At 70.9% G+C, this 25,059-nt stretch carries 22 protein-coding genes; 20 read left to right on the top strand and 2 right to left on the bottom strand.

The window, feature by feature from the left end; all coding sequences use genetic code 11:
* The first annotated feature begins 97 nt into the window (after positions 1-97).
* The 19 genes from OG689_RS18280 to OG689_RS18190 all read left to right on the top strand — a co-directional run bounded on the left by OG689_RS18280 (position 98) and on the right by OG689_RS18190 (position 23,043).
* Entirely contained in the window at positions 98-1,066 is a 969-nt protein-coding gene (locus OG689_RS18280; protein WP_266321664.1) for a DMT family transporter, read from the top strand.
* 634 nt (positions 1,067-1,700) lie between these two features.
* Positions 1,701-2,060, top strand: coding sequence for an NADH-quinone oxidoreductase subunit A (locus OG689_RS18275; protein ID WP_095873518.1), 360 nt, complete (start codon positions 1,701-1,703; stop codon positions 2,058-2,060).
* Between the two features lie 57 nt (positions 2,061-2,117).
* Positions 2,118-2,672: an NADH-quinone oxidoreductase subunit B family protein gene (locus OG689_RS18270; RefSeq protein WP_073924110.1), complete on the top strand. Its 555-nt coding sequence runs from the start codon at positions 2,118-2,120 to the stop codon at positions 2,670-2,672.
* On the top strand, positions 2,669-3,409 hold the full coding sequence (locus OG689_RS18265; protein WP_266321659.1) for an NADH-quinone oxidoreductase subunit C: 741 nt from the start codon (positions 2,669-2,671) through the stop codon (positions 3,407-3,409). The genes OG689_RS18270 and OG689_RS18265 overlap by 4 nt, the downstream gene beginning before the upstream one ends.
* Positions 3,409-4,737 (top strand): NADH-quinone oxidoreductase subunit D, encoded by a 1,329-nt coding sequence (locus tag OG689_RS18260; RefSeq protein WP_266321658.1) that lies wholly within the window; start codon positions 3,409-3,411, stop codon positions 4,735-4,737. Before OG689_RS18265 ends, OG689_RS18260 begins: the two co-directional genes overlap by 1 nt.
* A 32-nt stretch (positions 4,738-4,769) precedes the next feature.
* Positions 4,770-5,489 (top strand): NADH-quinone oxidoreductase subunit NuoE, encoded by a 720-nt coding sequence (gene nuoE / locus OG689_RS18255; protein ID WP_266327247.1) that lies wholly within the window; start codon positions 4,770-4,772, stop codon positions 5,487-5,489.
* The gene (nuoF, locus tag OG689_RS18250; RefSeq protein WP_266321657.1) at positions 5,489-6,850 is read left to right on the top strand and encodes an NADH-quinone oxidoreductase subunit NuoF; all 1,362 of its coding nucleotides are present in this window, start codon (positions 5,489-5,491) and stop codon (positions 6,848-6,850) included. Before nuoE ends, nuoF begins: the two co-directional genes overlap by 1 nt.
* On the top strand, positions 6,847-9,348 hold the full coding sequence (locus OG689_RS18245; protein WP_266321655.1) for an NADH-quinone oxidoreductase subunit G: 2,502 nt from the start codon (positions 6,847-6,849) through the stop codon (positions 9,346-9,348). The genes nuoF and OG689_RS18245 overlap by 4 nt, the downstream gene beginning before the upstream one ends.
* Positions 9,345-10,685, top strand: a complete 1,341-nt coding sequence (nuoH, locus tag OG689_RS18240; RefSeq protein WP_266321653.1) for an NADH-quinone oxidoreductase subunit NuoH — start codon at positions 9,345-9,347, stop codon at positions 10,683-10,685. Before OG689_RS18245 ends, nuoH begins: the two co-directional genes overlap by 4 nt.
* A gap of 6 nt (positions 10,686-10,691) precedes the next feature.
* Positions 10,692-11,282, top strand: a complete 591-nt coding sequence (gene nuoI / locus OG689_RS18235) for an NADH-quinone oxidoreductase subunit NuoI (RefSeq protein WP_266321652.1) — start codon at positions 10,692-10,694, stop codon at positions 11,280-11,282.
* A complete protein-coding gene (locus OG689_RS18230; protein WP_266321651.1) occupies positions 11,279-12,172 on the top strand; it encodes an NADH-quinone oxidoreductase subunit J in 894 nt (297 codons plus the stop codon). The genes nuoI and OG689_RS18230 overlap by 4 nt, the downstream gene beginning before the upstream one ends.
* Entirely contained in the window at positions 12,169-12,468 is a 300-nt protein-coding gene (nuoK, locus tag OG689_RS18225) for an NADH-quinone oxidoreductase subunit NuoK (RefSeq protein ID WP_073924119.1), read from the top strand. The genes OG689_RS18230 and nuoK overlap by 4 nt, the downstream gene beginning before the upstream one ends.
* Positions 12,469-12,482: 14 nt before the next feature.
* Positions 12,483-14,396 (top strand): NADH-quinone oxidoreductase subunit L, encoded by a 1,914-nt coding sequence (gene nuoL, locus OG689_RS18220; RefSeq protein ID WP_266321646.1) that lies wholly within the window; start codon positions 12,483-12,485, stop codon positions 14,394-14,396.
* A 43-nt stretch (positions 14,397-14,439) separates the two neighbouring features.
* Positions 14,440-16,071, top strand: coding sequence for an NADH-quinone oxidoreductase subunit M (locus OG689_RS18215; protein WP_266321644.1), 1,632 nt, complete (start codon positions 14,440-14,442; stop codon positions 16,069-16,071).
* Positions 16,071-17,702, top strand: a complete 1,632-nt coding sequence (gene nuoN, locus OG689_RS18210; protein ID WP_266321643.1) for an NADH-quinone oxidoreductase subunit NuoN — start codon at positions 16,071-16,073, stop codon at positions 17,700-17,702. The genes OG689_RS18215 and nuoN overlap by 1 nt, the downstream gene beginning before the upstream one ends.
* A gap of 217 nt (positions 17,703-17,919) precedes the next feature.
* Complete coding sequence (locus OG689_RS18205) at positions 17,920-18,930, top strand: polyprenyl synthetase family protein (RefSeq protein WP_266321641.1); 1,011 nt, start codon at positions 17,920-17,922, stop codon at positions 18,928-18,930.
* 125 nt (positions 18,931-19,055) lie between these two features.
* A complete protein-coding gene (locus tag OG689_RS18200; protein WP_266321639.1) occupies positions 19,056-19,718 on the top strand; it encodes a response regulator transcription factor in 663 nt (220 codons plus the stop codon).
* A gap of 255 nt (positions 19,719-19,973) precedes the next feature.
* On the top strand, positions 19,974-21,971 hold the full coding sequence (locus tag OG689_RS18195; protein WP_266321637.1) for a 2-oxoacid:acceptor oxidoreductase subunit alpha: 1,998 nt from the start codon (positions 19,974-19,976) through the stop codon (positions 21,969-21,971).
* Positions 21,964-23,043 (top strand): 2-oxoacid:ferredoxin oxidoreductase subunit beta, encoded by a 1,080-nt coding sequence (locus OG689_RS18190; protein WP_266321636.1) that lies wholly within the window; start codon positions 21,964-21,966, stop codon positions 23,041-23,043. Before OG689_RS18195 ends, OG689_RS18190 begins: the two co-directional genes overlap by 8 nt.
* A 34-nt stretch (positions 23,044-23,077) precedes the next feature.
* On the opposite strand, the gene OG689_RS18185 is transcribed toward OG689_RS18190, so the two are convergent.
* A complete protein-coding gene (locus OG689_RS18185) occupies positions 23,078-23,548 on the bottom strand; it encodes a DUF5701 family protein (RefSeq protein ID WP_266321634.1) in 471 nt (156 codons plus the stop codon).
* A 99-nt stretch (positions 23,549-23,647) separates the two neighbouring features.
* The gene (locus OG689_RS18180) at positions 23,648-24,040 is read right to left on the bottom strand and encodes a helix-turn-helix domain-containing protein (protein WP_266321632.1); all 393 of its coding nucleotides are present in this window, start codon (positions 24,038-24,040) and stop codon (positions 23,648-23,650) included.
* Between the two features lie 112 nt (positions 24,041-24,152).
* Between OG689_RS18180 and OG689_RS18175 the strand changes: the two genes are divergently transcribed.
* A complete protein-coding gene (locus OG689_RS18175; RefSeq protein WP_266321630.1) occupies positions 24,153-25,007 on the top strand; it encodes an NAD(P)H-binding protein in 855 nt (284 codons plus the stop codon).
* Positions 25,008-25,059 lie beyond the last annotated feature (52 nt).

Genomic DNA, 25,059 nt, shown 5'->3' with positions numbered 1-25,059 from the left:
CGGCAGGATGGCGAGCTCGCTCCTCGCGCACGAGATGCCGTCCGCCGACGCACGGGATCCGTCCTGCCGACCCGTACGCCCCGGAGGGACCTCACCCATGCGCACCTCCTCGCCCCTCGTCAGGGACCTGCCCGTCCTGCTCGTCGCCGTGGTCTGGGGGTCGAGCTTCCTCGCGGTGAAGCAGGTCGCCGAACCGGACACCGTGATCGCCATGCTGGTGGTCCGCTTCGGACTGGTGCTGCCCGTGCTGGGCCTGGTCGCCCGTCGCGCCCTGCGCGGGCTCGGCCCGCGGGAGTGGCTCGGCGGCGGGCTGCTCGGGCTGATCCTCGGCGGTGTCTTCCTGCTGGAGACGTACGGCGCGGTGCACACCTCGGCCACCAACGCCGGTCTGGTGATCAGCCTGACCATGATCTTCACCCCGCTCGCGGAGAGCGCCGTCGGGCGCACCCGGCTGCCCCGGGCGTTCCTGGCGGCCGCCGCGCTCTCGCTGCTCGGCGTCGCGCTGCTGACCGGCGACGGCGGGTTCCGGGCGCCGTCCGGCGGCGACCTGCTGGTGCTCGGCGCCGCCGTGGTCCGGACGGTGCACGTGCTCACCATGTCGCGGATGAAGGCCGTCGAGGGGACCGAGTCGCTCGCCCTCACCTGGGTCCAACTCGCCGCGGCCACTGTGGTGTTCGCGGTCGCCGCGCCGTTCGCCGGGCCCTCGCCCTGGTCGGTGGCGGCCTCCTGGGGCGCGGTCCAGTGGGCCTGGCTGCTGCACCTGGCGGTGTTCTGCACGCTGTTCGCGTTCTTCGTCCAGATGTGGGCGGTCCGGGCGACCTCGCCGTCCCGGGTCAGCCTGCTGCTCGGCACCGAACCGCTCTGGGCCGCCGTCTTCGGCATCACCGTGGCGGGTGACCGCTTCGGGCTGCTCGCCCTCGGCGGGGTGGTGCTGATCCTGGCCGGCACCGAGTGGGGCCGCCGGGCGATCACCCCGGCGGCCGCGCCCGCGGCCGCTCCGGGCCCCGCACCCGAGCCCGAGTCCGAGCCGGTGCCCGAGTCCGGGCGCCTGTCGCAGCCGGCCTGAGCGGGCGCCGTCGGGCCCGTCCGCGAACCCCGCCCCTGAGCCGTCCCCACCCCTGCCGCGACCCGCGCCGAGCGGTCCCCACTCCTGCCGCGGACCCGTCCGCGAGCCTGCCCCCAGCCCTGCCCCCCGCCCTGCCGCGAGCCCTGCCGCGAGCCCTGCCGCGAACCCCGCCCCGGACCTCTCCCCGCGTCCGCCCCGGCGGGGTTCGCGCGCTTGTGAACGAAAGGTCAAGCGGGTGTTCGGAGGCGTCCACCCTGGAGGGTGAGTTCATATAACACGTCAACCTTGCGCCTAGAAATTTGCGGTGAGCGAGGCACAGTTGATATAGGAGCGCGGCTCTGACCAGCCAGTTCATAGATGAATGCGACTGGTTGTGACCATTTGGCGGCTTTGGGTTGATGAATAGCGACTTGATGCCATTGGGTGCCATTCACGAGGTGGCGTAGATCACAAAGATCGTCCCGAACTGCGTGTCGCAGATCACAAGCCGACGGGCATAGGATGCGCTCGATCCTGGCTTTGTGAACTGCCTCACATGAGGTGGATCTCAGAAGTTGGATCACGGGTTCACCCCAGCGTGACCCGTCGGTTCCGATCTGCAGTCAACGACGACTGGACGGAGGGAGCGGGGGCTATGAATGCCTACGCGCCGATCCTCGTACTCGGTGCCATCGCGGCGGCGTTCGCGGTCGGTTCCGTCGTGATGGCCTCACTCACCGGCCCGAAGCGCTACAACCGGGCCAAGTTGGAGGCGTACGAGTGCGGTATCGAACCGACCCCGCAGCCCTTGGGCGGCGGCCGGTTCCCGATCAAGTACTACCTGACGGCGATGCTCTTCATCGTCTTCGACATCGAGATCGTCTTCCTCTACCCCTGGGCGGTCAGCTTCGACGCCCTGGGGATCTTCGGGCTGGTCGAGATGCTCCTGTTCATCGCCACCGTCTTCGTCGCGTACGCCTACGTATGGCGCCGCGGCGGTCTGGAGTGGGACTGACCTCTGCTTGTGAACGCGAGGACAAACCACCGGACTTGAGAGACTGAGAGGGATCTGATGGGAATCGAGGAGAAGCTGCCGAGCGGCTTTCTGCTCACCAGCGTGGAGACCGCCGCGGGGTGGGTGCGCAAGTCGTCGCTGTTCCCGGCCACCTTCGGGCTCGCCTGCTGCGCGATCGAGATGATGACCACCGGCGCCGGCCGCTACGACCTGGCCCGGTTCGGCATGGAGGTCTTCCGGGGCTCGCCCCGGCAGGCCGATCTGATGATCGTGGCCGGGCGGGTGAGCCAGAAGATGGCGCCGGTGCTGCGCCAGGTCTACGACCAGATGGCCAATCCCAAGTGGGTCATCTCGATGGGGGTCTGCGCCTCGTCGGGCGGCATGTTCAACAACTACGCGATCGTCCAGGGCGTGGACCACATCGTCCCGGTGGACATCTACCTGCCGGGCTGTCCGCCCCGGCCGGAGATGCTGATGGACGCGATCCTGAAGCTCCACGACAAGATCCAGCACGAGCCGCTCGGCGTGAACAAGCGCCGCGCCGAGGAGCTGGGCGAGGCCCTCGCCCTGCAGGCCACCCCGGTCAGCGAGATGCGGGGGCTGCTGCGATGACGGACCGGAACGGCACCGGGAACGGCGGCGCCGGCGGCAACGGCACCGCCGTCCCCGCCACCCGCAAGGAGATCCCGCTGGAGGTGGTCGGCCGGCGCCAGGGCATGTTCGGTGCCCAGGGCAGCGGCGACACCTCCGGCTTCGGCGGCCTCGCCGCCCCGATCGCGCTGCCGCCGGCCAGCGTCCGCCCGTACGGCGGCTGGTTCGACGAGGTGGCCGACGAGCTGGAGGGCGCGCTGGAGGAGCAGGGCCTCGACCCGGCCGACGTGATCGACAAGATCGTCGTCGACCGGGGCGAACTGACCTTCCACGTCGACCGCGAACACCTGCTGCGCACGGCCCGCACACTGCGTGACGACCCCGCGCTGCGCTTCGAGCTCTGCCTCGGCGTGAGCGGTGTGCACTACCCGTCCGACACCGGACGGGAGCTGCACGCGGTCTACCACCTGCGCTCGCTCACCCACGGCCGGCTGATCCGGGTCGAGGTCACCGCGCCCGACGCCGACCCGCACATCCCGTCCGTGGTGAGCGTCTACCCGACGAACGACTGGCACGAGCGCGAGGCGTACGACTTCTTCGGCCTGGTCTTCGACGGCCACCCGGCGCTCACCCGGATCATGATGCCGGACGACTGGCTGGGCCACCCGCAGCGCAAGGACTACCCGCTCGGCGGCATCCCCGTCGAGTACAAGGGCGCCCAGATCCCGGCGCCCGACCAGCGGAGGTCGTACTCCTGATGACCACTCACTACGAAGAAGCAGGTGCCCGGGAGACCACCGAGGGGCGGGTCTTCACCGTCACCGGTGGTGACTGGGGCGAGGTGGTGGAGGCCGTCGGCCGGGCCGACGACGAGCGCATCATCGTCAACATGGGCCCCCAGCACCCGTCCACCCACGGCGTGCTGCGGCTGATCTTGGAGATCGACGGCGAGACCGTGACGGAGGCCCGCTGCGGCATCGGCTACCTCCACACCGGCATCGAGAAGAACATGGAGTTCAGGAACTGGGTCCAGGGCACCACCTTCGTGACCCGGATGGACTACCTGACCCCGCTGTTCAACGAGACCGCGTACTGCCTGGCGGTCGAGAAGCTGCTCGGCATCACCGACCAGATCCCGGACCGGGCCACCGTCATCCGGGTGCTGATGATGGAGCTCAACCGGATCTCCTCGCACCTGGTGTGCCTCGCCACCGGCGGCATGGAGATCGGCTCCACCACCCTGATGATCTACGGGTTCCGGGACCGCGAACTCATCCTGGACATCTTCGAGCTGGTCACCGGCCTGCGGATGAACCACGCGTACGTCCGCCCCGGCGGCCTCGCCCAGGACCTCCCGCCCGGCGCCGTCGACCAGGTCCGCGAGGCGGTGAAGCTGCTCCGCTCGCGGATGCACGAGTACGACAAGCTGGCCACCGGCAACCCGGTGTTCAAGGCCCGGCTGGTCGACGTCGGCTTCCTCGACCTGGCCGGCTGCCTGGCCCTCGGCGCCACCGGCCCGATCCTGCGCGCCACCGGCCTGCCGAACGACCTGCGCAAGTCCGACCCGTACTGCGGCTACGAGGACTACGACTTCGACGTGGCGGTCGCCGACACCGCCGACTCCTACGGCCGGTTCCTGATCCGGCTGGAGGAGATGCGCCAGTCGCTGCGGATCGTCGAGCAGTGCCTGGACCGGCTCCAGCCCGGCCCGGTGATGGTGGCCGACAAGAAGATCGCCTGGCCGGCCCAACTGGCCGTCGGGGCGGACGGGATGGGCAACTCGCTCGACCACATCCGGAAGATCATGGGCACCTCGATGGAGGCCCTGATCCACCACTTCAAGCTGGTCACCGAGGGCTTCCGGGTCCCGGTGGGGCAGGCGTACGCGGCGGTCGAGTCCCCGAAGGGCGAACTCGGGGTGCACGTGGTGAGCGACGGCGGCACGCGGCCCTACCGCGTCCACTTCCGCGACCCCTCGTTCACCAACCTGCAGTCGATGGCGGCGATGTGCGAGGGCGGCCAGGTCGCCGACGTGATCGTCGCGGTGGCCGGGATCGACCCGGTGATGGGAGGCGTGGACCGTTGAGTGCCGATTCACCGACCGGCGTCGGGCTCGGAATGCCGGCCCTGCCGGCCAAGCCGTACCCGGCGGACGTCCTGGCCAGGCTGGCCGAGGACGCGAAGGAGCTGATCGGGCGCTACCCGGTGGCCCGCTCCGCGCTGCTCCCGCTGCTGCACCTGGTGCAGGCCGAGGAGGGCTGCGTCACGCCCACCGGGATCCGCTTCTGCGCCGAGCAGTTGGAGCTGACCACCGCCGAGGTCACCGCCGTCGCCACCTTCTACACCATGTACCGGCGCAAGCCCGCCGGTAAGTACCACGTGGGCGTCTGCACCAACACGCTCTGCGCGGTGCTGGGCGGCGACCAGATCTTCGACGAACTCCAGCAGCACCTGGGGATCAAGAACAACGAGACCACCGCCGACGGCGACGTCTCGATCGAGCACATCGAGTGCAACGCGGCCTGCGACTACGCGCCCGTGGTGATGGTCAACTGGGAGTTCTTCGACAACCAGACCCCCGACAGCGCCCGGCAGCTCGTCGACGACCTGCGCGCCGGCGCCGAGGTGCAGCCCACCCGGGGCGCCAAGCTCTGCTCCTTCAAGGAGAGTTCGCGGATCCTGGCGGGCTTCCCCGACGAGCGCCCCGGCGTCGTCGACGCCTCCGGCGCGGGCGGCGCCCCCTCGCTCGCGGGCCTGCGACTGGCCAAGGGCGAGGCACTGCCCGGCACGGCGGGGACGAAGGTCGTCTCGCCCCGGCACGAAGGGACGGAAGCGTGATGACCTCCGCAGAGCCGGCCGAAAAGCTGCTCACCCCCGTACTGTCCGCCTCCTGGGACGACGACCGACCCTGGACACTTGACACCTACCGCCGGCACGCCGGGTACGAGGGCCTGCAGGCCGCCCTCGCGATGCCGGCGGACGACGTGATCGCCCTGGTCAAGGACGCCGGCCTGCGCGGCCGCGGCGGCGCGGGCTTCCCCACCGGCCTGAAGTGGCAGTTCATCCCGCAGAACGACGGCAAGCCGCACTACCTGGTGGTCAACGCCGACGAGTCCGAGCCGGGCACCTGCAAGGACATCCCGCTGCTCTTCGCCAACCCGCACTCGCTGATCGAAGGCATGATCATCGCCTCGTACGCGATCCGCTGCGACCACGCCTTCATCTACCTGCGCGGCGAGGTCGTCCCGGTGCTGCGCCGGCTGCAGGCCGCCGTCGCCGAGGCGTACGAGGCCGGCTACCTCGGCAAGAACATCCTCGGCTCCGGGATCGACCTCGACATCACCGTCCACGCGGGCGCCGGGGCGTACATCTGCGGCGAGGAGACGGCGCTGCTCGACTCGCTGGAGGGCCGCCGCGGCCAACCCCGGCTGCGCCCGCCGTTCCCGGCCATCGCCGGCCTGTACGCCTGCCCGACGGTGGTGAACAACGTCGAGTCGATCGCCTCGGTGCCGCCGATCCTGGCCCGCGGCAAGGAGTGGTTCAAGTCGCTGGGGACGGAGAAGTCCCCCGGCTTCACCCTCTACTCGCTGTCCGGGCACGTCACCAACCCGGGCCAGTACGAGGCCCCGCTCGGCGTCACGCTGCGCCAGCTGCTGGACATCAGCGGCGGCGTGCGGGCCGGGCACCGGCTCAAGTTCTGGACCCCGGGCGGCTCCTCCACCCCGATGTTCACCGACGAGCACCTCGACGTCCCCCTCGACTACGAGGGTGTCGGCGCGGCCGGCTCGATGCTGGGCACCAAGGCGCTGCAGGTCTTCGACGAGACCACCTGCGTGGTCCGGGCGGTCACCCGCTGGACGGAGTTCTACGCCCACGAGTCCTGCGGCAAGTGCACCCCCTGCCGTGAGGGGACGTACTGGCTGGTCCAGCTGCTCCGCCGGATCGAGGCGGGCCAGGGCTCCGCCGGAGACCTGGAGAAGCTGCTCGACATCGCCGACAACATCAACGGCAAGTCCTTCTGCGCGCTCGGTGACGGCGCGGCCAGCCCGATCGTCTCCTCGCTGCAGCACTTCCGGTCCGAGTACGAGCAGCACCTCACCGAGCGCCGCTGCCCGTTCGACCCGGCGGCCTCCACCGTCTGGGCCGACGCGCACCGCAACGGCCACCAGTCCGCCACCGAAAGGGAGGTGCACGCATGACCATCACCGAGCCATCCACCTCCAAGGCGGCGGTGGAGCTGGTCACGCTCACCATCGACGGCGTCGAGGTCCAGGTCCCCAAGGGGACGCTGGTCATCCGCGCCGCCGAGCAGATCGGCACCCAGATCCCGCGCTTCTGCGACCACCCGCTGCTCGCCCCGGCCGGCGCCTGCCGGCAGTGCATCGTGGAGGTCGAGGGCCAGCGCAAGCCGGTCGCCTCCTGCACCATCCCGGTCGCCGAGGGCATGGTGGTCCGCACCCAGGTCTCCTCGCCGGTCGCCGAGAAGGCGCAGCGCGGCGTGATGGAGCTGCTGCTGATCAACCACCCGCTGGACTGCCCGGTCTGCGACAAGGGCGGCGAGTGTCCGCTGCAGAACCAGGCGATGTCCACCGGCGGCGCCGACTCCCGCTTCGACGGCATGAAGCGGACCTACCAGAAGCCGGTGCCGATCAGCAGCCAGGTGCTGCTGGACCGCGAGCGCTGCGTGCTCTGCGCCCGCTGCACCCGGTTCTCCCAGGAGATCGCCGGCGACCCGTTCATCGACCTGATCGAGCGCGGCGCGCTCCAGCAGGTCGGCACCGGCGAGGGCGACGACTTCCAGTCGTACTACTCCGGCAACACCATCCAGATCTGCCCGGTCGGCGCCCTCACCTCGGCCGCCTACCGGTTCCGGTCGCGGCCCTTCGACCTGGTCTCCTCGCCGAGTGTCTGCGAGCACTGCTCGTCCGGCTGCGCGCAGCGCACCGACCACCGGCGCGGCAAGGTGCTGCGGCGCCTCGCCGGCGAGGACCCGGCGGTGAACGAGGAGTGGAACTGCGACAAGGGCCGCTTCGCGTTCCGCTACGCGCAGCAGCGCGACCGGCTCAGCACCCCGCTGGTCCGCGACGCGGACAGCGGCGAGCTCGTCCCCGCGTCCTGGCCGGAGGCGCTGGCCGCGGCGGCGGCCGGGCTCTCCGGTGCCCGTACAGGCGTGCTGGCCGGCGGCCGGGTGACGGTCGAGGACGCGTACGGCTACGGGAAGTTCGCCCGGGTCGTGCTCGGCACCAACGACGTGGACTTCCGGGCCCGCCCGCACAGCGGCGAGGAGGCGGACTTCCTGACCGCCGCCGTCGCCGGTCGGGGCGTGGACCTGGACGGCGAGGGCCTGACGTACGAGGACCTGGAGGCCGCTTCGGCGGTGCTGCTCGCGGGCTTCGAGCCCGAGGAGGAGTCGCCGATCGTCTTCCTGCGGCTGCGCAAGGCCAACCGGGCCCGCGGTCTCAAGATCTTCTCGGTCGCCGACCACGCCTCCCGCGGGCTCGCCAAGCTGCACGGCGCGCTGCTGCCGGCCGCGCCCGGCACCGAGGCCGAGTGGCTGTCGGCGCTGGCCGCCGACGAGGCGCTCGGCGACGACGCCGGCCGCGCGGCCGTCCTGCTCCGGGAGCCCGGCGCGGTGATCCTGGTCGGCGAGCGGCTGGCCGCCATGCCCGGCGCGCTCACCGCTGCCCTGCGCCTGGCGCACACCACCGGCGCCCGGCTCGCGTGGATCCCGCGCCGGGCGGGGGAGCGCGGCGCCGTCGAGGCGGGTGCGCTGCCCGGGCTGCTGCCCGGCGGGCGGCCGGCCACGGCGGCGGCCGCCCGCGCGGAGACCGCCGCCGCCTGGGGCGTCGCCGAGCTGCCGGCCCGGCTGGGCCGGGACACCGACCAGATCCTCGCGGCCGCCGCGCACGGCGACCTGGACGCGCTGGTGGTCGGTGGCTTCGACCCGTCCGACCTGGCCGACCCGGCGCTGGCCGACGAGGCGCTCGCCCGGGTGCCGTTCCTGGTCTCGCTGGAACTGCGGCCCTCGGCCGTCACCGCGCACGCGGACGTGGTGCTGCCGGTGGCCGCGGTCGCCGAGAAGGCGGGCACCTTCCTGGACTGGGAGGGCCGGGTCCGGATGTTCGAGCCGGCCCTCAAGCCGGACCAGCAGATGGGCCGCCACCTGTACTCGGACGTCCGGGTGCTGAGCATGCTGGCCGACGCGCTCGGCCATCGGCTCGGCCTGCCGGACGTCCGGGCCGCCCGGCTGGAGCTGGACCGGTTCGCCCCCTGGACGGGCGAGCGCCCGGCCGCTCCCGCCGCGCACCCCACCCCGCTGCCCCGCCCGGCCACCGGCCAGGCGGTCCTGGCGGGCTGGCGGCAGTTGCTGGACAACGGCTCGCTGCAGGAGGGCGACACCCACCTGGCGGGCACCCGGCACCCGGCCGTCGCCCGGCTCTCGCCGGCCACCGCCGAGGAGATCGGCGCCACCGGGGGCCTGCGGCTCACTGGCCCGGCCGGCTCGGTGGTCCTGCCGCTGGAGATCACCAAGGAGATCCCGGACCGCACGGTCTGGATCCCGCTCAACTCCACCCCCGGCGGCGCCCACCGGGCGCTCGGCACCACGGTCGGCCACCTGGTCACCGTCGCCGCGGCCGAGCTGCCGGCCCCCGTGGCGGCGGCACCCGCCGGAGCCGAAACGGAGGAGGCCCGATGAATCACCTCGCCGCCTACGAGACCCTGGGCTTCTTCGGCCGCGACCCCTGGTGGCTGGTCCTGCTCAAGGCCGTCTTCGTGTTCGCCTTCCTGGTCGGGACGGTGCTGATCGCCATCGTCTGGGAGCGCAAGGTGGTGGCCTGGATGCAGTTGCGCATCGGGCCCAACCGGCACGGCCCCTGGGGCCTGCTGCAGTCCCTCGCGGACGGCATCAAGCTGGCCCTGAAGGAGGACCTGGTCGTCACCGGGGCCGACAAGGTGGTCTACATCCTGGCGCCGATCGTCTGCGCGATCCCGGCGTTCATGGCTTTCGCGGTGATCCCGTTCGGCCCGGCCGGCAACGAGATCTCGATCTTCGGCACCCGGACCCCGATGCAGCTGACGGACTTCCCCGTGGCGCTGCTCTACATCCTGGCGACCGCCTCGATCGGGATCTACGGCATCGTGCTGGCCGGCTGGTCCTCCGGGTCGACGTACCCGCTGCTCGGCGGCATCCGCTCGGCCGCGCAGATGGTCAGCTACGAGATCGCGATGGGCCTGTCCTTCGCGGCGGTGTTCATCTACTCCGGGTCGATGTCCACCTCGGAGATCGTCGCCTCCCAGCAGCCGACCTGGTTCGCGGTGCTGCTGCCGGTCTCGTTCATCGTCTACATCATCGCGATGGTCGGCGAGACCAACCGGGCGCCGTTCGACCTCCCGGAGGCCGAGGGCGAGCTGGTCGGCGGCTTCAACACCGAGTACAGCTCGCTGAAGTTCGCGATGTTCATGCTGGCGGAGTACGTCAACATGGTCACCGTCTCGGCGGTCGCCTCGACGCTCTTCCTCGGCGGCTGGCGGGCTCCCTGGCCGGTCTCGGTCTTCTGGGAGGGCGCCAACCACGGCTGGTGGCCGATGCTCTGGATCACGCTGAAGATCCAGTTGCTGCTGTTCTTCTTCATCTGGCTCCGCGGCACCCTGCCCCGGCTGCGCTACGACCAGTTCATGAAGCTGGGCTGGAAGGTCCTGATCCCGGTCTCGCTGGTCTGGCTGGTGATGGTCGCCAGCGTCCGGGCCCTGCGCAACGAGGGCTACGGCTTCGGCGAGGTGGTGCTGTACGTCGGTGCCCCGATCGGCGCCCTGCTGCTGCTCGCCCTGCTGCGGGACGTCCTGCGCCGCAAGCCGGAGCCGGACGGCGACGAGGGCCGCCCGGCGAACGGCGGGGCCTTCGACCCGATGGCCGACGGCTACCCCGTGCCGCCGCTGCCCGGGCAGCAGTTGCCGCCCGTACCGCGCCGGCGCAGCCGGGCCCCGCAACTCCAGGACGCGCTGAACGGCGCCAACCATTCCGAAGGGAGCTGAACCGAGATGTCGGACGATAGCGAGAAGTCATCGATCCTGGGACCGGCCGCAGGCTTCGGCGTGACCTTCCAGGCCATGTTCAAGAAGCGGCTCACCGAGCAGTACCCGGAGCAGAAGAAGCCCACCGCGCCCCGGTTCCACGGCCGCCACCAGCTGAACCGGCACCCGGACGGCCTGGAGAAGTGCGTCGGCTGCGAGCTGTGCGCCTGGGCCTGTCCGGCCGACGCCATCTACGTGGAGGGCGCCGACAACACCGACGAGGAGCGCTACTCGCCGGGTGAGCGCTACGGCGCGGTCTACCAGATCAACTACGCCCGCTGCATCCTCTGCGGGCTCTGCATCGAGGCCTGCCCGACCCGGGCGCTGACCATGACCAACGAGTACGAGCTGGCGGACTCCTCCCGCAAGGACCTGATCTTCACCAAGGAGCAGCTCCTGGTCGGCCTCACCGAAGGAATGGTCGACTCGCCGCACGAGATCTACCCGGGCACCGACGAGGGCGCGTACTACCGCGGCGAGATCACCGCCGCCGCGCCCGGTACGGAGCGCCAGGTCCCCGCGTCGCGCCGCAAGCTCGACGAGGAGGTGGCCGGGTGAACGCCCTCGCCCTGACCGGGGCCACCTCCACCGGTGAGGCGGTCCAGTTCTGGATCCTCGCCGTGATCGCGGTCGGCGGCGCGCTCGGCATGCTGCTGATGCGCAAGGCCGTGCACAGCGCGCTCTGCCTGGCCGCCACGATGATCGCGCTGGCGGTCTGTTACATGGCCGAGGGCGCGGTGTTCCTGGGTGTCGTGCAGATCGTCGTCTACACCGGCGCGATCATGATGCTCTTCCTGTTCGTGATGATGCTGGTCGGCGTCACCTCCGAGGACTCCCTCAAGGAGCAGCTGAAGGGCCAGCGGTTCGCCGCCGTGTTCTGCGGCCTCGGGTTCGGGGTGCTGCTGATCGCCGGCATCGCCAACGCCAAGCTCGACCACTTCACCGGCCTGGCCGACGCCAACGCCGAGGGCAATGTGCAGGGCCTGGCGCGGCTGATCTTCACCAAGTACGTCTGGGCCTTCGAGGTCACCGGCGCGCTGCTGATCACCGCCGCGATCGGCGCCATGGTGCTCACCCACCGCGAGCACGTGAAGGCGCCGAGCACCCAGCGCGAGCTGGCCGCCCAGCGGGTCAAGGACAACGTCCAGGTGCCGCCGATGCCGGCCCCCGGCGTGTACGCCCGGCACAACGCGGTCGACGTCCCGGGCCTGCTGCCGGACGGCTCGATCGCCGAGGACTCGGTGATGGCGACCCTGCGCGAGCGGGGCCAGATCCGGGACGTCAGCCAGGAGATGCTGCAGCGGATGGCCGAACTGGAGGAGACCACCGCCGACTGGCTCGGCCGGCCGTCCTCCGCCCGGCCGCCGGTGGCGCCGCCCGAGCAGCGCCGGGCGCTGCAGAAGGTACCGACCGCCAAGTCCCCGTCCGCAGAGGAGGGTTCGGAGTGAACCCCGTCAACTACCTCTACCTGGCCGGCCTGTTGTTCACCATCGGGGCCAGCGGGGTGCTGATCCGGCGCAACGCGATCGTGCTCTTCATGTGCGTCGAGCTGATGCTGAACGCCTCGAACCTGGCCCTGGTCACCTTCTCCCGGTTGCACGGCAACCTGGACGGCCAGATCATCGCGTTCTTCACCATGGTGGTCGCGGCGGCCGAGGTCGTCGTCGGCCTCGCCATCATCGTGTCCATCTTCCGGACCAGGCACTCGGCTTCGGTCGATGACAGCAACCTGATGAAGCTGTAGGCGGAGGGCCCACGGTGAACTCTCTCATTCCGCTGCTCGTGGCGGCTCCGCTGGCGGGCGCCGCCCTGCTGCTGCTCGGCGGGCGCCGGCTCGACCGCTTCGGCCACTGGCTGGCCACCGCCTTCGCCGCGCTCTCCTTCGGCTTCGGCCTGGCGCTCTTCGCGTCCATGCTGGGCCGGGAGACCGCCGAACGGCAGGTCGACGTCAACCTGTTCAGCTGGATCCCGGTGAACGGCTTCCAGGCCGACATGGGGTTCCAGCTCGACCAGCTCTCGATCACCTTCGTCCTGCTGATCACCGGCGTCGGCACCCTGATCCACCTGTACTCGGTGGGCTACATGGCGCATGACGAGCGCCGGCGGCGGTTCTTCGCCTACCTGAACCTGTTCCTGGCGGCGATGCTGCTGCTGGTGCTGGCGGACAACTACCTGCTGCTGTACGTCGGCTGGGAGGGCGTGGGCCTCGCCTCGTACCTGCTGATCGGCTTCTGGCAGCACAAGCCCAGCGCCGCGACGGCCGCCAAGAAGGCCTTCCTGGTCAACCGGGTCGGCGACATGGGCCTGTCGATCGCGATCATGCTGATGTTCGCGGAGTTCGGCAGCTTCGCCTTCGGCCCGCTGCTCGGCTCGGAGGGCACGGCCGGCGCGGTCGGCCAGGCGAGCGAGGGCAAGCTGACCGCGATCGGGCTGATGCTGCTGCTCGCCGCCTGCGGCAAGTCCGCCCAGGTACCGCTGCAGTCCTGGCTCGGGGACGCGATGGAGGGCCCGACCCCGGTCTCGGCCCTGATCCACGCGGCCACCATGGTCACCGCCGGCGTCTACCTGATCACCCGGTCCGCCTCGATCTTCAACCTGGCGCCGGACGCCCAGACCGCCGTGGTGGTGGTCGGCGCGGTCACGCTGATCTTCGGGGCGATCGTCGGTTGCGCCAAGGACGACATCAAGAAGGCGCTGGCCGGCTCGACCATGTCGCAGATCGGCTACATGATCCTCGCGGCGGGCCTGGGCCCGATCGGCTACGTCTACGCGATCATGCTCCTGGTCACCCACGGCTTCTTCAAGGCCGGGCTGTTCCTCGGCGCCGGATCGGTCATGCACGGCATGAACGACGAGGTGAACATGCGGCACTACGGCGGCCTGCGCAAGTACATGCCGGTCACCTTCGTCACCTTCGGCCTCGGCTACCTGGCGATCATCGGGTTCCCCGGCCTGTCCGGCTTCTTCTCCAAGGACAAGATCATCGAGGCGGCCTTCGCCAAGGGCGGCACCGAGGGCTGGATCCTCGGCGGCGTCACGCTGCTCGGCGCCGCGATCACCGCGTTCTACATGACCCGGGTGATGCTCCTGACCTTCTTCGGCGAGAAGCGCTGGCAGCCGGACGCCGAGGGCAACGAGCCGCACCCGCACGAGTCCCCGAAGAGCATGACGATCCCGATGATCGTGCTGGCCTTCGGATCGGTCTTCGCCGGCGGCCTGTTCACCCTCAACAGCTCCTTCCTGCACTGGCTGGAGCCGGTCACCGGCCACGCGGAGGGCGACTCCCCGCTGTCCCCGCTGACCGTCACGCTGATCACCACGCTCTGCATGCTGGCCGGCATCGCGGTCTCCTACCTGATGTACGGGCGCTCGCCGGTGCCGGTCGTCCCGCCGGTCGGCTCGGCCCTCACCCGCGCCGCCCGCCGCGACCTGCTCCAGGACGACTTCAACCACGCCGTCCTGGTCCGGCCCGGCTCCGCGCTCGCGGCGGCCCTCGTCTACTTCGACAGCAGGGGCCTGGACGGCTTCGTGAACGGCCTGGCCGCCACCATCGGCGGCGTCTCCAGCCGCCTGCGCCGGATCCAGAACGGCTACGTCCGCTCGTACGCGCTCTCCATGTTCGGCGGCACGCTGGTGCTGGTCGCCACCACTCTCCTGATGAGGTCGGTCTGATGGTCGTGACTCGCCCCTACCCCACACGTCAGGAGGTCCGGCCATGAGCTACCTGCTGACCGCCACCTGCGCCGTCCCGGCGGCCGGCGCGGTGCTCACCGCCGCGCTGCCCGCGGGGACGGACGACGGCCGCCGGCGCGTCACCAAGATCGTCGCGCTGGTGGTCTCACTGGCCACGCTGGCCCTCGCCGCCCTGGTCGCGGTGCGCTTCGAACCGGGCGGCGCCCGGTACCAGCTCACCGAGTCGTACAGCTGGATCAGGTCCTTCGGCATCACCTTCTCGCTCGGCGCCGACGGCATCGGCACCGTGCTGGTGCTGCTCACCGCGGTCCTCGTGCCGGTGGTGCTGCTCGCCTCCTGGCACGACGCGGACCCGGAGCGCGTCCCGGACGGCACGGTCGACCCCAACACCTTCGAGGGGCGTCGCCGCACCCAGGCCTTCTTCGCGCTGATCCTGGCCGTCGAGGCGATGGTCCTGGTGTCCTTCCTGGCCACCGACGTCTTCGTGTTCTACGTGTTCTTCGAAGCCATGCTGATCCCGATGTACTTCCTGATCGGCGGCTTCGGCGACCGCGCCGGCGGCCCCGAGTCGGCCCGTCAGCGCAGCTACGCCGCGGTGAAGTTCCTGCTCTACAACCTGCTCGGCGGGCTGGTCATGCTGGCCGCGGTGATCGGGCTGTACGTGATCGCGCAGGACCAGGGCTTCGCCACCTTCGACCTGCCGACCCTCACCGGCGCCATCGCCGACGGCAAGCTGGTCGTCAACCCCACCGCCGAGAAGGCGCTCTTCCTGGGCTTCTTCTTCGCCTTCGCGGTGAAGGCGCCGCTGTGGCCGCTGCACACCTGGCTGCCGAACGCGATGGGGGAGTCGACCGCCGGAACGGCCGTGCTGATCACCGCCGTCGTCGACAAGGTCGGCACCTTCGCGATGCTCCGCTTCTGCCTCGGCCTGTTCCCCGACGCCTCCAAGACCTTCGCCCCGGCGATCCTGGTCCTGGCGCTGATCGGGATCATGTACGGCGCGCTGCTGGCCGTCGGCCAGAAGGACATCAAGCGGCTGATCGCCTACGCGTCGATCTCGCACTTCGGCTTCATCATCATGGGCATCTTCGCGATGACCAGCCAGGGGCAGAGCGGCGCGACCCTCTACATGGTCAACCACGGCATCTCCACCGCCGCGCTGATGCTGGTCGCCGGCTTCCTGATCTCCCGGCGCGGCTCGCGGCTGATCGCCGACTACGGCGGCGTGCAGAAGGTCGCCCCGGTGCTGGCCGGATCGTTCCTGATCGGCGGCCTGGCGACGCTGTCGCTGCCGGGCCTGGCGCCGTTCGTCAGCGAGTTCCTGGTCCTGGTCGGCACGTTCACCCGCTACCCGGTGATCGGCATCATCGCCACCTTCGGCATCGTGCTGGCCGCGCTGTACGTCCTGGTGCTCTACCAGCGCACCATGACCGGCCCGGTGAAGGACTCCGTGCGCGGCATGCACGACCTCAAGGTGCGCGAACTGGCCGTGGTGGCGCCGCTGGTGGCGCTCACCATCCTGCTGGGCGTCTACCCGAAGCCGCTCACCGACATCGTCAACCCGGCGGTGGACGCCACCCTCTCCCAGGTCCACGAGACCGACCCGGCGCCGGCCCACCCGGTGGCCGCCACCCCAGGAGGTGAGCAGAAGTGATGAGTCATTGGCTCGCCGCCGCCGGCGGCAACAGCGCGAGCATCCCCGCGCCGCACGTCGAGTACGGGCAGCTCTCCCCGATGCTGGTGGTCTTCGGCGCCGCCGTCGCCGGGATCCTCGCCGAGGCCTTCCTGCCCCGGCGGGCCCGGTACTGGGCGCAGGTCACCATCGCCCTGCTCGGCCTGGCCGGTGCCTTCACCGCGGTGATCGTGCTCGCCTCGCAGGGCTACGGCAGCACCAAGGTCGACCTGCTGGCGATGGGCGCGGTCGCGCTGGACGGGCCCGCGCTGTTCCTGCAGGGCGTGATCCTGCTGGTCGCCGTGGTCGCGGTGCTCACCTACGCGGAGCGCCGGCTGGAGCCGAAGGCCGGCGGGGTCCCGGTGGACGCCTTCGTCGCCCAGGCCTCCGCCACCCCCGGTGGCGAGCAGGAGCGCGCCGCCGTCCGGGCCGGCTTCGCCAGCACCGAGGTCTTCCCGCTCACCCTGTTCGCGGTCGGCGGCATGCTGCTGTTCCCGGCCGCCAACGACCTGCTGACCATGTTCGTGGCGCTGGAGGTCTTCTCCCTCCCGCTGTACCTGCTCTGCGCGCTCGCCCGGCGCCGCCGGCTGCTCTCCCAGGAGGCGGCCGTCAAGTACTTCCTGCTGGGGGCGTTCGCCTCGGCGTTCTTCCTGTTCGGCACCGCCCTGCTGTACGGCTACGCGGGCAGCGTCCGGCTCGGCGACATCGCCGACGTCATCTCGGGCGAGGCCCCGGCCACCCAGGCGCTGCTCAGCACCACCCAGAACGACGCGCTGCTGCTGATCGGCCTGGCGCTGCTCTCGGTCGGCCTGCTGTTCAAGGTCGGCGCGGTGCCGTTCCACTCCTGGACCCCGGACGTCTACCAGGGCGCCCCGACGCCGGTCACCGGCTTCATGGCGGCGGCGACCAAGGTGGCCGCGTTCGGCGCCCTGATGCGGCTGTTCTACGTGGCCTTCCCCGGCCTGCGCTGGGACTGGCGCCCGGTGATGTGGGGCGTCGCGATCCTCACCATGGTGGTCGGCGCGGTGCTGGCCGTCACCCAGCAGGACGTGAAGCGGCTGCTCGCCTACTCCTCGATCGCGCACGCCGGCTTCATCCTCACCGGCGTGATCGCCACCAACAAGCAGGGCCTGGGCGCGGTGCTCTTCTACCTGCTGGCGTACTCCTTCGTGACGCTCGGCGCCTTCGCGGTCGTCACGCTGGTGCGCGACTCGCGCGGCGAGGCCACCCACCTCTCCAGCTGGGCCGGCCTCGGGCGGCGCTCGCCGCTGCTGGCGGCGGTCTTCGCGCTGTTCCTGCTGGCCTTCGCCGGCATCCCGCTCACCTCGGGCTTCACCGGGAAGTTCGCGGTCTTCCAGGCCGCGGCGGCGGGCGGCGCCACGCCGTTGGTCATCGTGGGTGTGCTGAGCTCCGCGGTGGCGGCGTTCTTCTACATCAGGGTCATCGTGCTGATGTTCTTCTCCGACCCGCAGCCGGGCGGCCCGACGGTGGCCGTGCCCAGCGCGTTCACGGCGACCGCCATCGGTGTCGGCGTCCTGGTCACCCTGGGTCTGGGGCTGCTCCCGCAGTACTTCCTGGACCTCGCGTCGAAGGTCTCGCCGTTCGTCAGGTAGCTGCTTCGCCGCCGGGGTCCGGGCCGCGCCGACCGGCGCGGCCCGGACCCCGCGCTCTTCCCGCCCGTGCCGTCCGGCCCGGGCCCGGTCGGCCCGACCATGACAGACCCGCACGCCCGTGCAGTGATCCACTCTTGACCGGATACCCTGCCTGTATGGCCAGCGGCGGCACTCAGGGACCAGGCCGCTAGATCGACCAGGGACAGGAGTGGTCTTCGTGACCGTCGTGGGACCCTTCGGGCTCAGCGTGCAGGACCGCGATCTGACCCGCGACGTCCAGACCGGCATGGACGCGGTGGAAGCCGCCCTCGCCGAGACCGTCAAGAGCGACGTCTCCTTCATCACCATCACCGCCAGCCACCTCATCGAGGCGGGCGGCAAGCGCTTCCGCCCGCTGCTGGTGATGCTCGCCGCCCAGTTCGGCGACCCGTACGCCCCCGGCGTGGTGCCCGCCGCCGTGGTGGTCGAGCTGACCCACCTGGCGACGCTCTACCACGACGACGTGATGGACGAGGCGCCCGTCCGGCGCGGCGCCCCCAGCGCCAACTCCCGCTGGGACAACTCCGTCGCCATCCTCACCGGCGACTTCCTCTTCTCCCGCGCCTCCCAGGTGCTGGCCGACCTCGGCCCGGAGGCCGTCCGGCTGCAGGCCGACGCCTTCGAGCGGCTGGTCACCGGCCAGATCCTGGAGACGGCCGGCCCCGGGCCCGACGACGACCCGCTGCGGCACTACCTCGACGTGATCGCCGGCAAGACCGGCTCGCTGATCGCCGTCTCCGGCCGCTTCGGCGCGCTGATGTCCGGCGCCGAGCCGTGGGTGGTCGACATCCTGACCCAGTACGGCGAGCGGATGGGCACCGCCTTCCAGCTGGCCGACGACGTGCTCGACATCGCCAGCGACGGCCACGAGTCCGGCAAGACCCCCGGCACCGACCTGCGCGAGGGCGTCCCGACGCTGCCGATCCTGCTGCTGCAGCAGATGCCGGCGGACCAGGACGACCCGGCCGACGCCCGGCTGCGCGAGCTGCTGAAGCTCGACCTCGCCGACGACGACCTGCACGCCGAGGCACTGCGGCTGCTGCGCAAGCACCCGGCCCTGGAGTGCGCCCGCCGCGAGACGCTGCGCTACGCCGAGGAGGCCCGCGCGCTGCTCGACCCGCTGCCCGAGTGCCCGGCGAAGGCCGCCCTGCAGGGGCTCTGCGACGCGGTGGCCATCCGCACCATGTGAGGCCGTTCCGCACCGCCCCGGTGGGGCGGCGCGGGCCCTGGCCGCGGCCGTTCCCGGTTCGGGCCCGGTGCCCACGCCGATAGGGAAGACTGACCCCGTCAGTCCAACCCAGCCGGAAGGCCACCATGCTTCGCGTCGTCATCGCCGAGGACTCCGTACTGCTGCGGGAGGGCCTGACCCGGTTGCTCACCGACCGCGGCCTGGAGGTCGTCGCCGGTGTCGGGGACGGCGAGGCGCTGCTGAAGACGATCCACGACCTGGCCACCGACGACGCCCTGCCGGACGTGGTCGTCGCCGACGTGCGGATGCCCCCGACGCACACCGACGAGGGCGTCCGGGCCTGTGTGACCCTGCGCGGCCTGTACCCGTCGGTGGGGGTGCTGGTGCTTTCCCAGTACGTCGAGGAGCGCTACGCCTCCGAGCTGCTGGCGGGCTCCACCCGAGGGGTGGGCTACCTGCTGAAGGACCGGGTCGCCGAGGTCCGCGAGTTCGTCGACGCGGTGGTCCGGGTGGCCGGCGGCGGCACGGCGCTGGACCCGGAGGTGGTGCAGCAGCTGCTCAGCCGCAGCCGCAAGGGCGACGTGCTGGCCGGCCTCACGCCCCGGGAGCGGGAGGTGCTGGGCCTGATGGCCGAGGGCCGGACCAACGCGGCGGTGGCCAAGCAGCTGGTGGTCTCGGACGGCGCGGTGGAGAAGCACGTCAGCAACATCTTCCTCAAGCTGGGCCTGGCACAGAGCTCCGAGGACCACCGCCGGGTGCTCGCGGTGCTCACCTATCTGAACTCCTGACCGGCCCCGGCCCGCGCTTTCCGGCCCCGGCCTGCGCTTTCCGGCCCCGCCGCCCGCCCGGGCGGCGCCCCCGACCGGATTCCGGGCGGGGGGTATGGCGGAACTGACCCGAGGCGTTGTCGTAGGTATGGAAATAAGACACCGGTATGCAGTTTTTCGCCGCACGTCGAAGTTCCGGCCTACGGATTACCCGCGCGCATAGGATGCGAAGGGTGCACCAGGCGGACGGGGCACACGGCTCACGCCCGCGGCTGGATGCCCACGAGGAGGTCCGCCGCAGTGACCAGCCAGGTCGATCAGTCGGAGGCAGTGGACGGCTCGGACAGCCCCGACAGCGAGTCGGGTCCGGTGCCGCCGGGAGGAATGCAGCCCAGGCGTGTCAAGCCGGTCAGACGATTGGACCGGGTGATCATCCGCTTCGCGGGTGACTCGGGTGACGGGATGCAGCTGACGGGGGACCGGTTCACGTCGGAGACGGCGTCGTTCGGTAACGATCTGTCGACGTTGCCGAATTTTCCGGCGGAGATCCGGGCGCCTGCGGGGACGTTGCCGGGTGTGTCGAGCTTTCAGTTGCATTTCGCGGATCATGACATTTTGACGCCGGGGGACGCGCCGAATGTGTTGGTGGCGATGAATCCGGCGGCGTTGAAGGCGAATGTGGGGGATCTGCCGCGGGGTGCGGAGATCATTGTGAACACGGACGAGTTCACGAAGCGGGCGTTGGCGAAGGTGGGGTGGGCGGTGGATCCGTTGGGGGACGGGTCGTTGGAGGCGTATCACCTGCATCGGGTGCCGTTGACGACGTTGACGTTGGAGGCGTTGAAGGACAGCGGGCTGGCGCGGAAGGACGCGGAGCGGGCGAAGAACATGTTCGCGCTGGGTCTGTTGTCGTGGATGTATCACCGGCCGACGGCGGGGACGGAGGCTTTTCTGCGGTCGAAGTTCGCGAAGAAGCCGTTGATCGCGGAGGCGAATGTCCGGGCGTTCCGGGCGGGGTGGAATTTCGGGGAGACGACGGAGGATTTCGCGGTTTCGTACGAGATCGCGCCGGCGGCGTTGCCGGCGGGGCGGTACCGGAACATTTCGGGGAATCTGGCGTTGTCGTACGGGTTGATCGCGGCGGGGGTGCGGTCGGGGTTGCCGTTGTTCCTGGGGTCGTACCCGATCACGCCGGCGTCGGATATTTTGCACGAGTTGTCGCGGCACAAGAATTTCGGTGTGCGGACTTTTCAGGCGGAGGACGAGATCGCGGGGGTGGGGGCGGCGCTGGGGGCGGCGTTCGGTGGTGCGTTGGGGGTGACGACGACGTCGGGTCCCGGGGTGGCGTTGAAGTCGGAGGCGATCGGGTTGGCGGTGTCGTTGGAGCTGCCGTTGCTGGTGGTGGACATCCAGCGTGGTGGTCCCTCGACGGGGTTGCCGACGAAGACGGAGCAGGCGGATCTGTTGCAGGCGATGTTCGGGCGTAACGGTGAGGCGCCGGTGCCGGTGGTGGCGCCGGCGACGCCGGCGGAGTGTTTCGACGCGGCCCTGGAGGCGGCGCGGATCGCGGTGCGGTACCGGACGCCGGTGTTCCTGCTGTCGGACGGGTATCTGGCGAACGGGTCGGAGCCGTGGCGGATCCCGGAGGTCGGGGAGTTGCCGGGGATCGATCCGGACTTCGCGTCGGGGCCCAACCATGAGTTGGAGGACGGGTCGCGGGTGTTCTGGCCGTACAAGCGGGATCCGTTGACGTTGGCGCGGCCGTGGGCGGTGCCGGGGACGGCGGGGTTGGAGCACCGGATCGGCGGGATCGAGAAGCAGGACGGGACGGGCAGCATCTCCTACGATCCGGCGAATCACGATCTGATGGTGCGCACCCGTCAGGCGAAGGTCGACGGGATCGAGGTGCCGCCGTTGGTGGTGGACGATCCGGACGGCGTGGCCCGGGTCCTGGTGCTGGGGTGGGGTTCGACGTTCGGGCCGATCGCGGCGGCGGTGCGGCGGGTGCGGGCGGAGGGTGGCCGGGTCGCGCAGGCGCACCTGCGCAACCTGAACCCCTTCCCCGCCAACCTCGGGGCGGTCCTCGAGGGCTACGACCGGGTGATCGTGCCGGAGATGAACCTGGGGCAACTCGCCATGCTGCTGCGGGCCAGGTACCTCGTCGACGCGCAGCCCTTCACGCAGGTCAACGGGATGCCCTTCAAGGCGGCACAGTTGGCGGACATGCTGTTCGCGACGATCGGGACGCTGGACGGGGATGAGAGCGATGACTGAGGGTCTGTCCGGCGGTCTGCCCGAGGGGTTGCGGTCGCTGAGTCTGGTGCCGCGGGCCGAAGGGCCGCAGAGTGCGCGGGATTTCAAGACGGATCAGGAGGTGCGGTGGTGTCCGGGGTGCGGGGACTACGCGATCCTGGCGGCGGTGCAGGGGTTCATGCCGGAGTTGGGGATCCGGCGGGAGAACACGGTGTTCGTCTCCGGCATCGGGTGTTCGTCGCGGTTCCCGTACTACATGAACACCTACGGGATGCATTCGATCCACGGGCGGGCGCCGGCGATCGCCACGGGGTTGGCGACGTCGCGGCAGGACCTGTCGGTGTGGGTGGTGACGGGTGACGGTGACGCGTTGTCGATCGGCGGCAACCATCTGATCCACGCGCTGCGGCGGAACGTGAACCTGAAGATCCTGCTGTTCAACAACCGGATCTACGGGCTGACGAAGGGTCAGTACTCGCCGACCAGCGAGGTCGGGAAGATCACCAAGTCGACGCCGATGGGCTCGCTGGACGCGCCGTTCAACCCGCTCTCGCTGGCGATCGGCGCGGAGGCGACCTTCGTGGCCCGCACCATCGACTCCGACCGCCAGCACCTCACCTCGGTGCTGCGGGCGGCGGCCGAGCACGAGGGCACCGCCCTGGTGGAGATCTACCAGAACTGCAACATCTTCAACGACGGCGCCTTCGAAGTCCTCAAGGAGCCGGGGACCCGCGACGAGGCGTTGATCCGGCTGGAGCACGGCCGCCCGGTGCGCTTCGGCACCGACGGCGCCCAGGGCGTCTTCCGCGACCCCGCCACCGGCGAACTCCACGTCGCACCGGTGACACCCGACAACGAGAACGCCGTCCTGGTCCACGACGCCCACGCACCGGGCCCCTCCACCGCCTTCGCCCTCTCCCGCATCGCCGACGCCGACACCCTCCACCACACCCCCATCGGGGTGCTGCGCAGCGTCGAGCGGCCGGTCTACGACGTGCTGATGGCCGAGCAGCTGGCCACCGCCACCGCCCGGCAGGGGCCCGGCGACCTCGCCACCCTCCTCGCCGGCACCGACACCTGGACGGTGGACTGAGCGAGCGGGACGACGGTGTCCCACCGGAACCCACTCAGGTGGGGCACCGTCGGTTCCCGCCCGTGTCCGCAGTCATCTCACGACACGGCGCCGGCGCGGCCACCGGCGGAGGCCATGTCGAGCCAGGTGTGCGGCCCTCCCAGCACCAGCCGAGCTTCGGCGCGCCCTGGCTGATCCGGAGCGCCGGCACCCGGCGGTCGCCGCAGCGCGCGGCGCCCAGCGAGAAGCAGGTGTTCTTGGCCAGCGCCCGGGGGTGGAGGGTGACGAAGGCGATGCCCTCCTCCATGGTCAGCAGGCTGCGGCCGCGTCCGGCCACGGTGGCCATGGCGTCCTTGGGGACCACGCCGCAGAACTCCTCGCCGCGGTCGGCGTCGAGCAGCAGGTGGACCGGCCCGTAGGGCAGGCCCAGCCCTTCGACCGGGACGAACCGCTCGATCTCCCCCTCCGGGTAGTGGCGGTCGATGATGCCGGCCTTGGCCTTGCCGTCCAGCGTGGTCAGCGGCACGGTCCGTTCCACCGGAGCTGGCTCACGGGTGACCACCAGCCGGAGCCCCCGGGTCGGACCGGGCCTGAGGGCGGCCCGGGGTCGGCAGCCGTCCCGGGGTCAGCGGGGCTTGGCGTCGTACCGCGTGCGGGCCTGCTGGACGGCGGGAACCTGCCGCTCGGACCAGTGCGCCAGGGTGGAGACCAGCTCGGCGGCCTCCTCGCCCAGCGGGGTGAGGCTGTAGTCGACCCGGGGCGGGATCACCGGGTGCGCCTCGCGCAGCACGAAGCCGTCGCGCTCCAGGGTCTGCAGGGTCTGGGCGAGCATCTTCTCGCTCACTCCGGACACCCGCCGGCGCAGCTCGCTGAAGCGGTAGCCGCGCTCGCTCAGCGCCGCCAGCACGAGCACGCCCCAGCGGCTGGTGACGTGCTCCAGCACGCCCCGGGACGGACACATCCGGTCGTAGACGTCGGGGGCCCGGTCGAGCGGCGAGGCCTCGGTGATCACCTTCATGCCATTACCTCCACATCAGTACCCTACTTCAAAGTGCGTACTTTCGAATAGTTAGTGCAGTGCCTAGGGTGAGTTTCGAAGCCAACGGACCTTCCCACCCCAGGAGCACCGCATGATCGTCGTCACCGCCGCCACCGGACAGCTCGGCCGCCTCGTGGTCGAGGGACTGCTGGAGAAGGTCCCCGCCACCGAGATCGCGGTCGCGGTGCGCTCGCCCGAGAAGGCCGCCGACTGGGCGGCCCGCGGTGTCGACGTCCGGATCGCCGACTACAGCCGGCCCGAGACCCTGGCCGCCGCCTTCCACGCGGGCGACAAGGTGCTGCTGATCTCGGGCAGCGAGGTCGGGCAGCGCGTCCCGCAGCACCTCGCGGTGGTGGCCGCGGCCAAGGCCGCCGGCGTCGCGCTGCTCGCCTACACCGGAGTGCTCGGCGGCGACGAGGCCGGGTTCCGGCTCGCCGACGAGCACAAGGCGACCGAGGCCGCGATCCGCGCCTGCGGCCTGCCGTTCGTGCTGCTGCGCAACGGCTGGTACACCGACAACTACACCGCCGACCTGGCGGGCACCGTGGAGCGCGGCGGCCCGGTCGGCAGCAGCGGTCAGGGCCGGGTGGCCTCCGCCGCCCGCCGGGACTACGCCGACGCGGCCGTGGCCGTGCTCACCGGCGAGGGCCACGAGGGCCGGGTGTACGAGCTGGCCGGCGACACGGCCTGGAGCTTCGAGGAGTTCGCGGCGGAGCTGGCCGAGCAGACCGGCCGCCCGGTGGCCTTCCGCAACGTGACGGCCGACGAGCACCTCCAGGTGCTGCTCGGCGCCGGCCTGCCGTCGGCCTTCGCCGAGATCCTGGTGGACGTGGACGCCGGGATCGCCCGGGGCGAGCTGGCCCGCTCCAACGGCGACCTGGCCCGGCTGATCGGCCGTCCGACCACCCCGCTCGCGGAGACCGTGAAGGCCGCGCTGGCCCGCTGACCTGACCTCCCCAAGCGTGTCATGACCAAAATGCGAATACGGAGATGACATC

The organism is Kitasatospora sp. NBC_00240, assembly GCF_026342405.1.
Lineage (GTDB): Bacteria > Actinomycetota > Actinomycetes > Streptomycetales > Streptomycetaceae > Kitasatospora.
This window is presented reverse-complemented; position numbering and strand designations above follow the sequence as displayed.

Bases quoted from the DNA above. Each gene is read 5' to 3' on its own strand.
- OG689_RS18265 (WP_266321659.1), top strand. From the start codon at position 2,669: ATGACGGACCGGAACGGCACCGGGAACGGCGGCGCCGGCGGCAACGGC.
- OG689_RS18200 (WP_266321639.1), top strand. From the start codon at position 19,056: ATGCTTCGCGTCGTCATCGCCGAGGACTCCGTACTGCTGCGGGAGGGC.
- OG689_RS18270 (WP_073924110.1), top strand. From the start codon at position 2,118: ATGGGAATCGAGGAGAAGCTGCCGAGCGGCTTTCTGCTCACCAGCGTG.
- nuoI (WP_266321652.1), top strand. From the start codon at position 10,692: ATGTCGGACGATAGCGAGAAGTCATCGATCCTGGGACCGGCCGCAGGC.
- OG689_RS18190 (WP_266321636.1), top strand. From the start codon at position 21,964: ATGACTGAGGGTCTGTCCGGCGGTCTGCCCGAGGGGTTGCGGTCGCTG.
- nuoE (WP_266327247.1), top strand. From the start codon at position 4,770: ATGCCGGCCCTGCCGGCCAAGCCGTACCCGGCGGACGTCCTGGCCAGG.
- OG689_RS18180 (WP_266321632.1), bottom strand. From the start codon at position 24,040: ATGAAGGTGATCACCGAGGCCTCGCCGCTCGACCGGGCCCCCGACGTC.
- OG689_RS18175 (WP_266321630.1), top strand. From the start codon at position 24,153: ATGATCGTCGTCACCGCCGCCACCGGACAGCTCGGCCGCCTCGTGGTC.
- nuoH (WP_266321653.1), top strand. From the start codon at position 9,345: ATGAATCACCTCGCCGCCTACGAGACCCTGGGCTTCTTCGGCCGCGAC.
- OG689_RS18245 (WP_266321655.1), top strand. From the start codon at position 6,847: ATGACCATCACCGAGCCATCCACCTCCAAGGCGGCGGTGGAGCTGGTC.
- nuoN (WP_266321643.1), top strand. From the start codon at position 16,071: ATGAGTCATTGGCTCGCCGCCGCCGGCGGCAACAGCGCGAGCATCCCC.
- OG689_RS18195 (WP_266321637.1), top strand. From the start codon at position 19,974: ATGCCCACGAGGAGGTCCGCCGCAGTGACCAGCCAGGTCGATCAGTCG.
- OG689_RS18260 (WP_266321658.1), top strand. From the start codon at position 3,409: ATGACCACTCACTACGAAGAAGCAGGTGCCCGGGAGACCACCGAGGGG.
- OG689_RS18280 (WP_266321664.1), top strand. From the start codon at position 98: ATGCGCACCTCCTCGCCCCTCGTCAGGGACCTGCCCGTCCTGCTCGTC.
- nuoF (WP_266321657.1), top strand. From the start codon at position 5,489: ATGACCTCCGCAGAGCCGGCCGAAAAGCTGCTCACCCCCGTACTGTCC.
- OG689_RS18215 (WP_266321644.1), top strand. From the start codon at position 14,440: ATGAGCTACCTGCTGACCGCCACCTGCGCCGTCCCGGCGGCCGGCGCG.
- OG689_RS18275 (WP_095873518.1), top strand. From the start codon at position 1,701: ATGAATGCCTACGCGCCGATCCTCGTACTCGGTGCCATCGCGGCGGCG.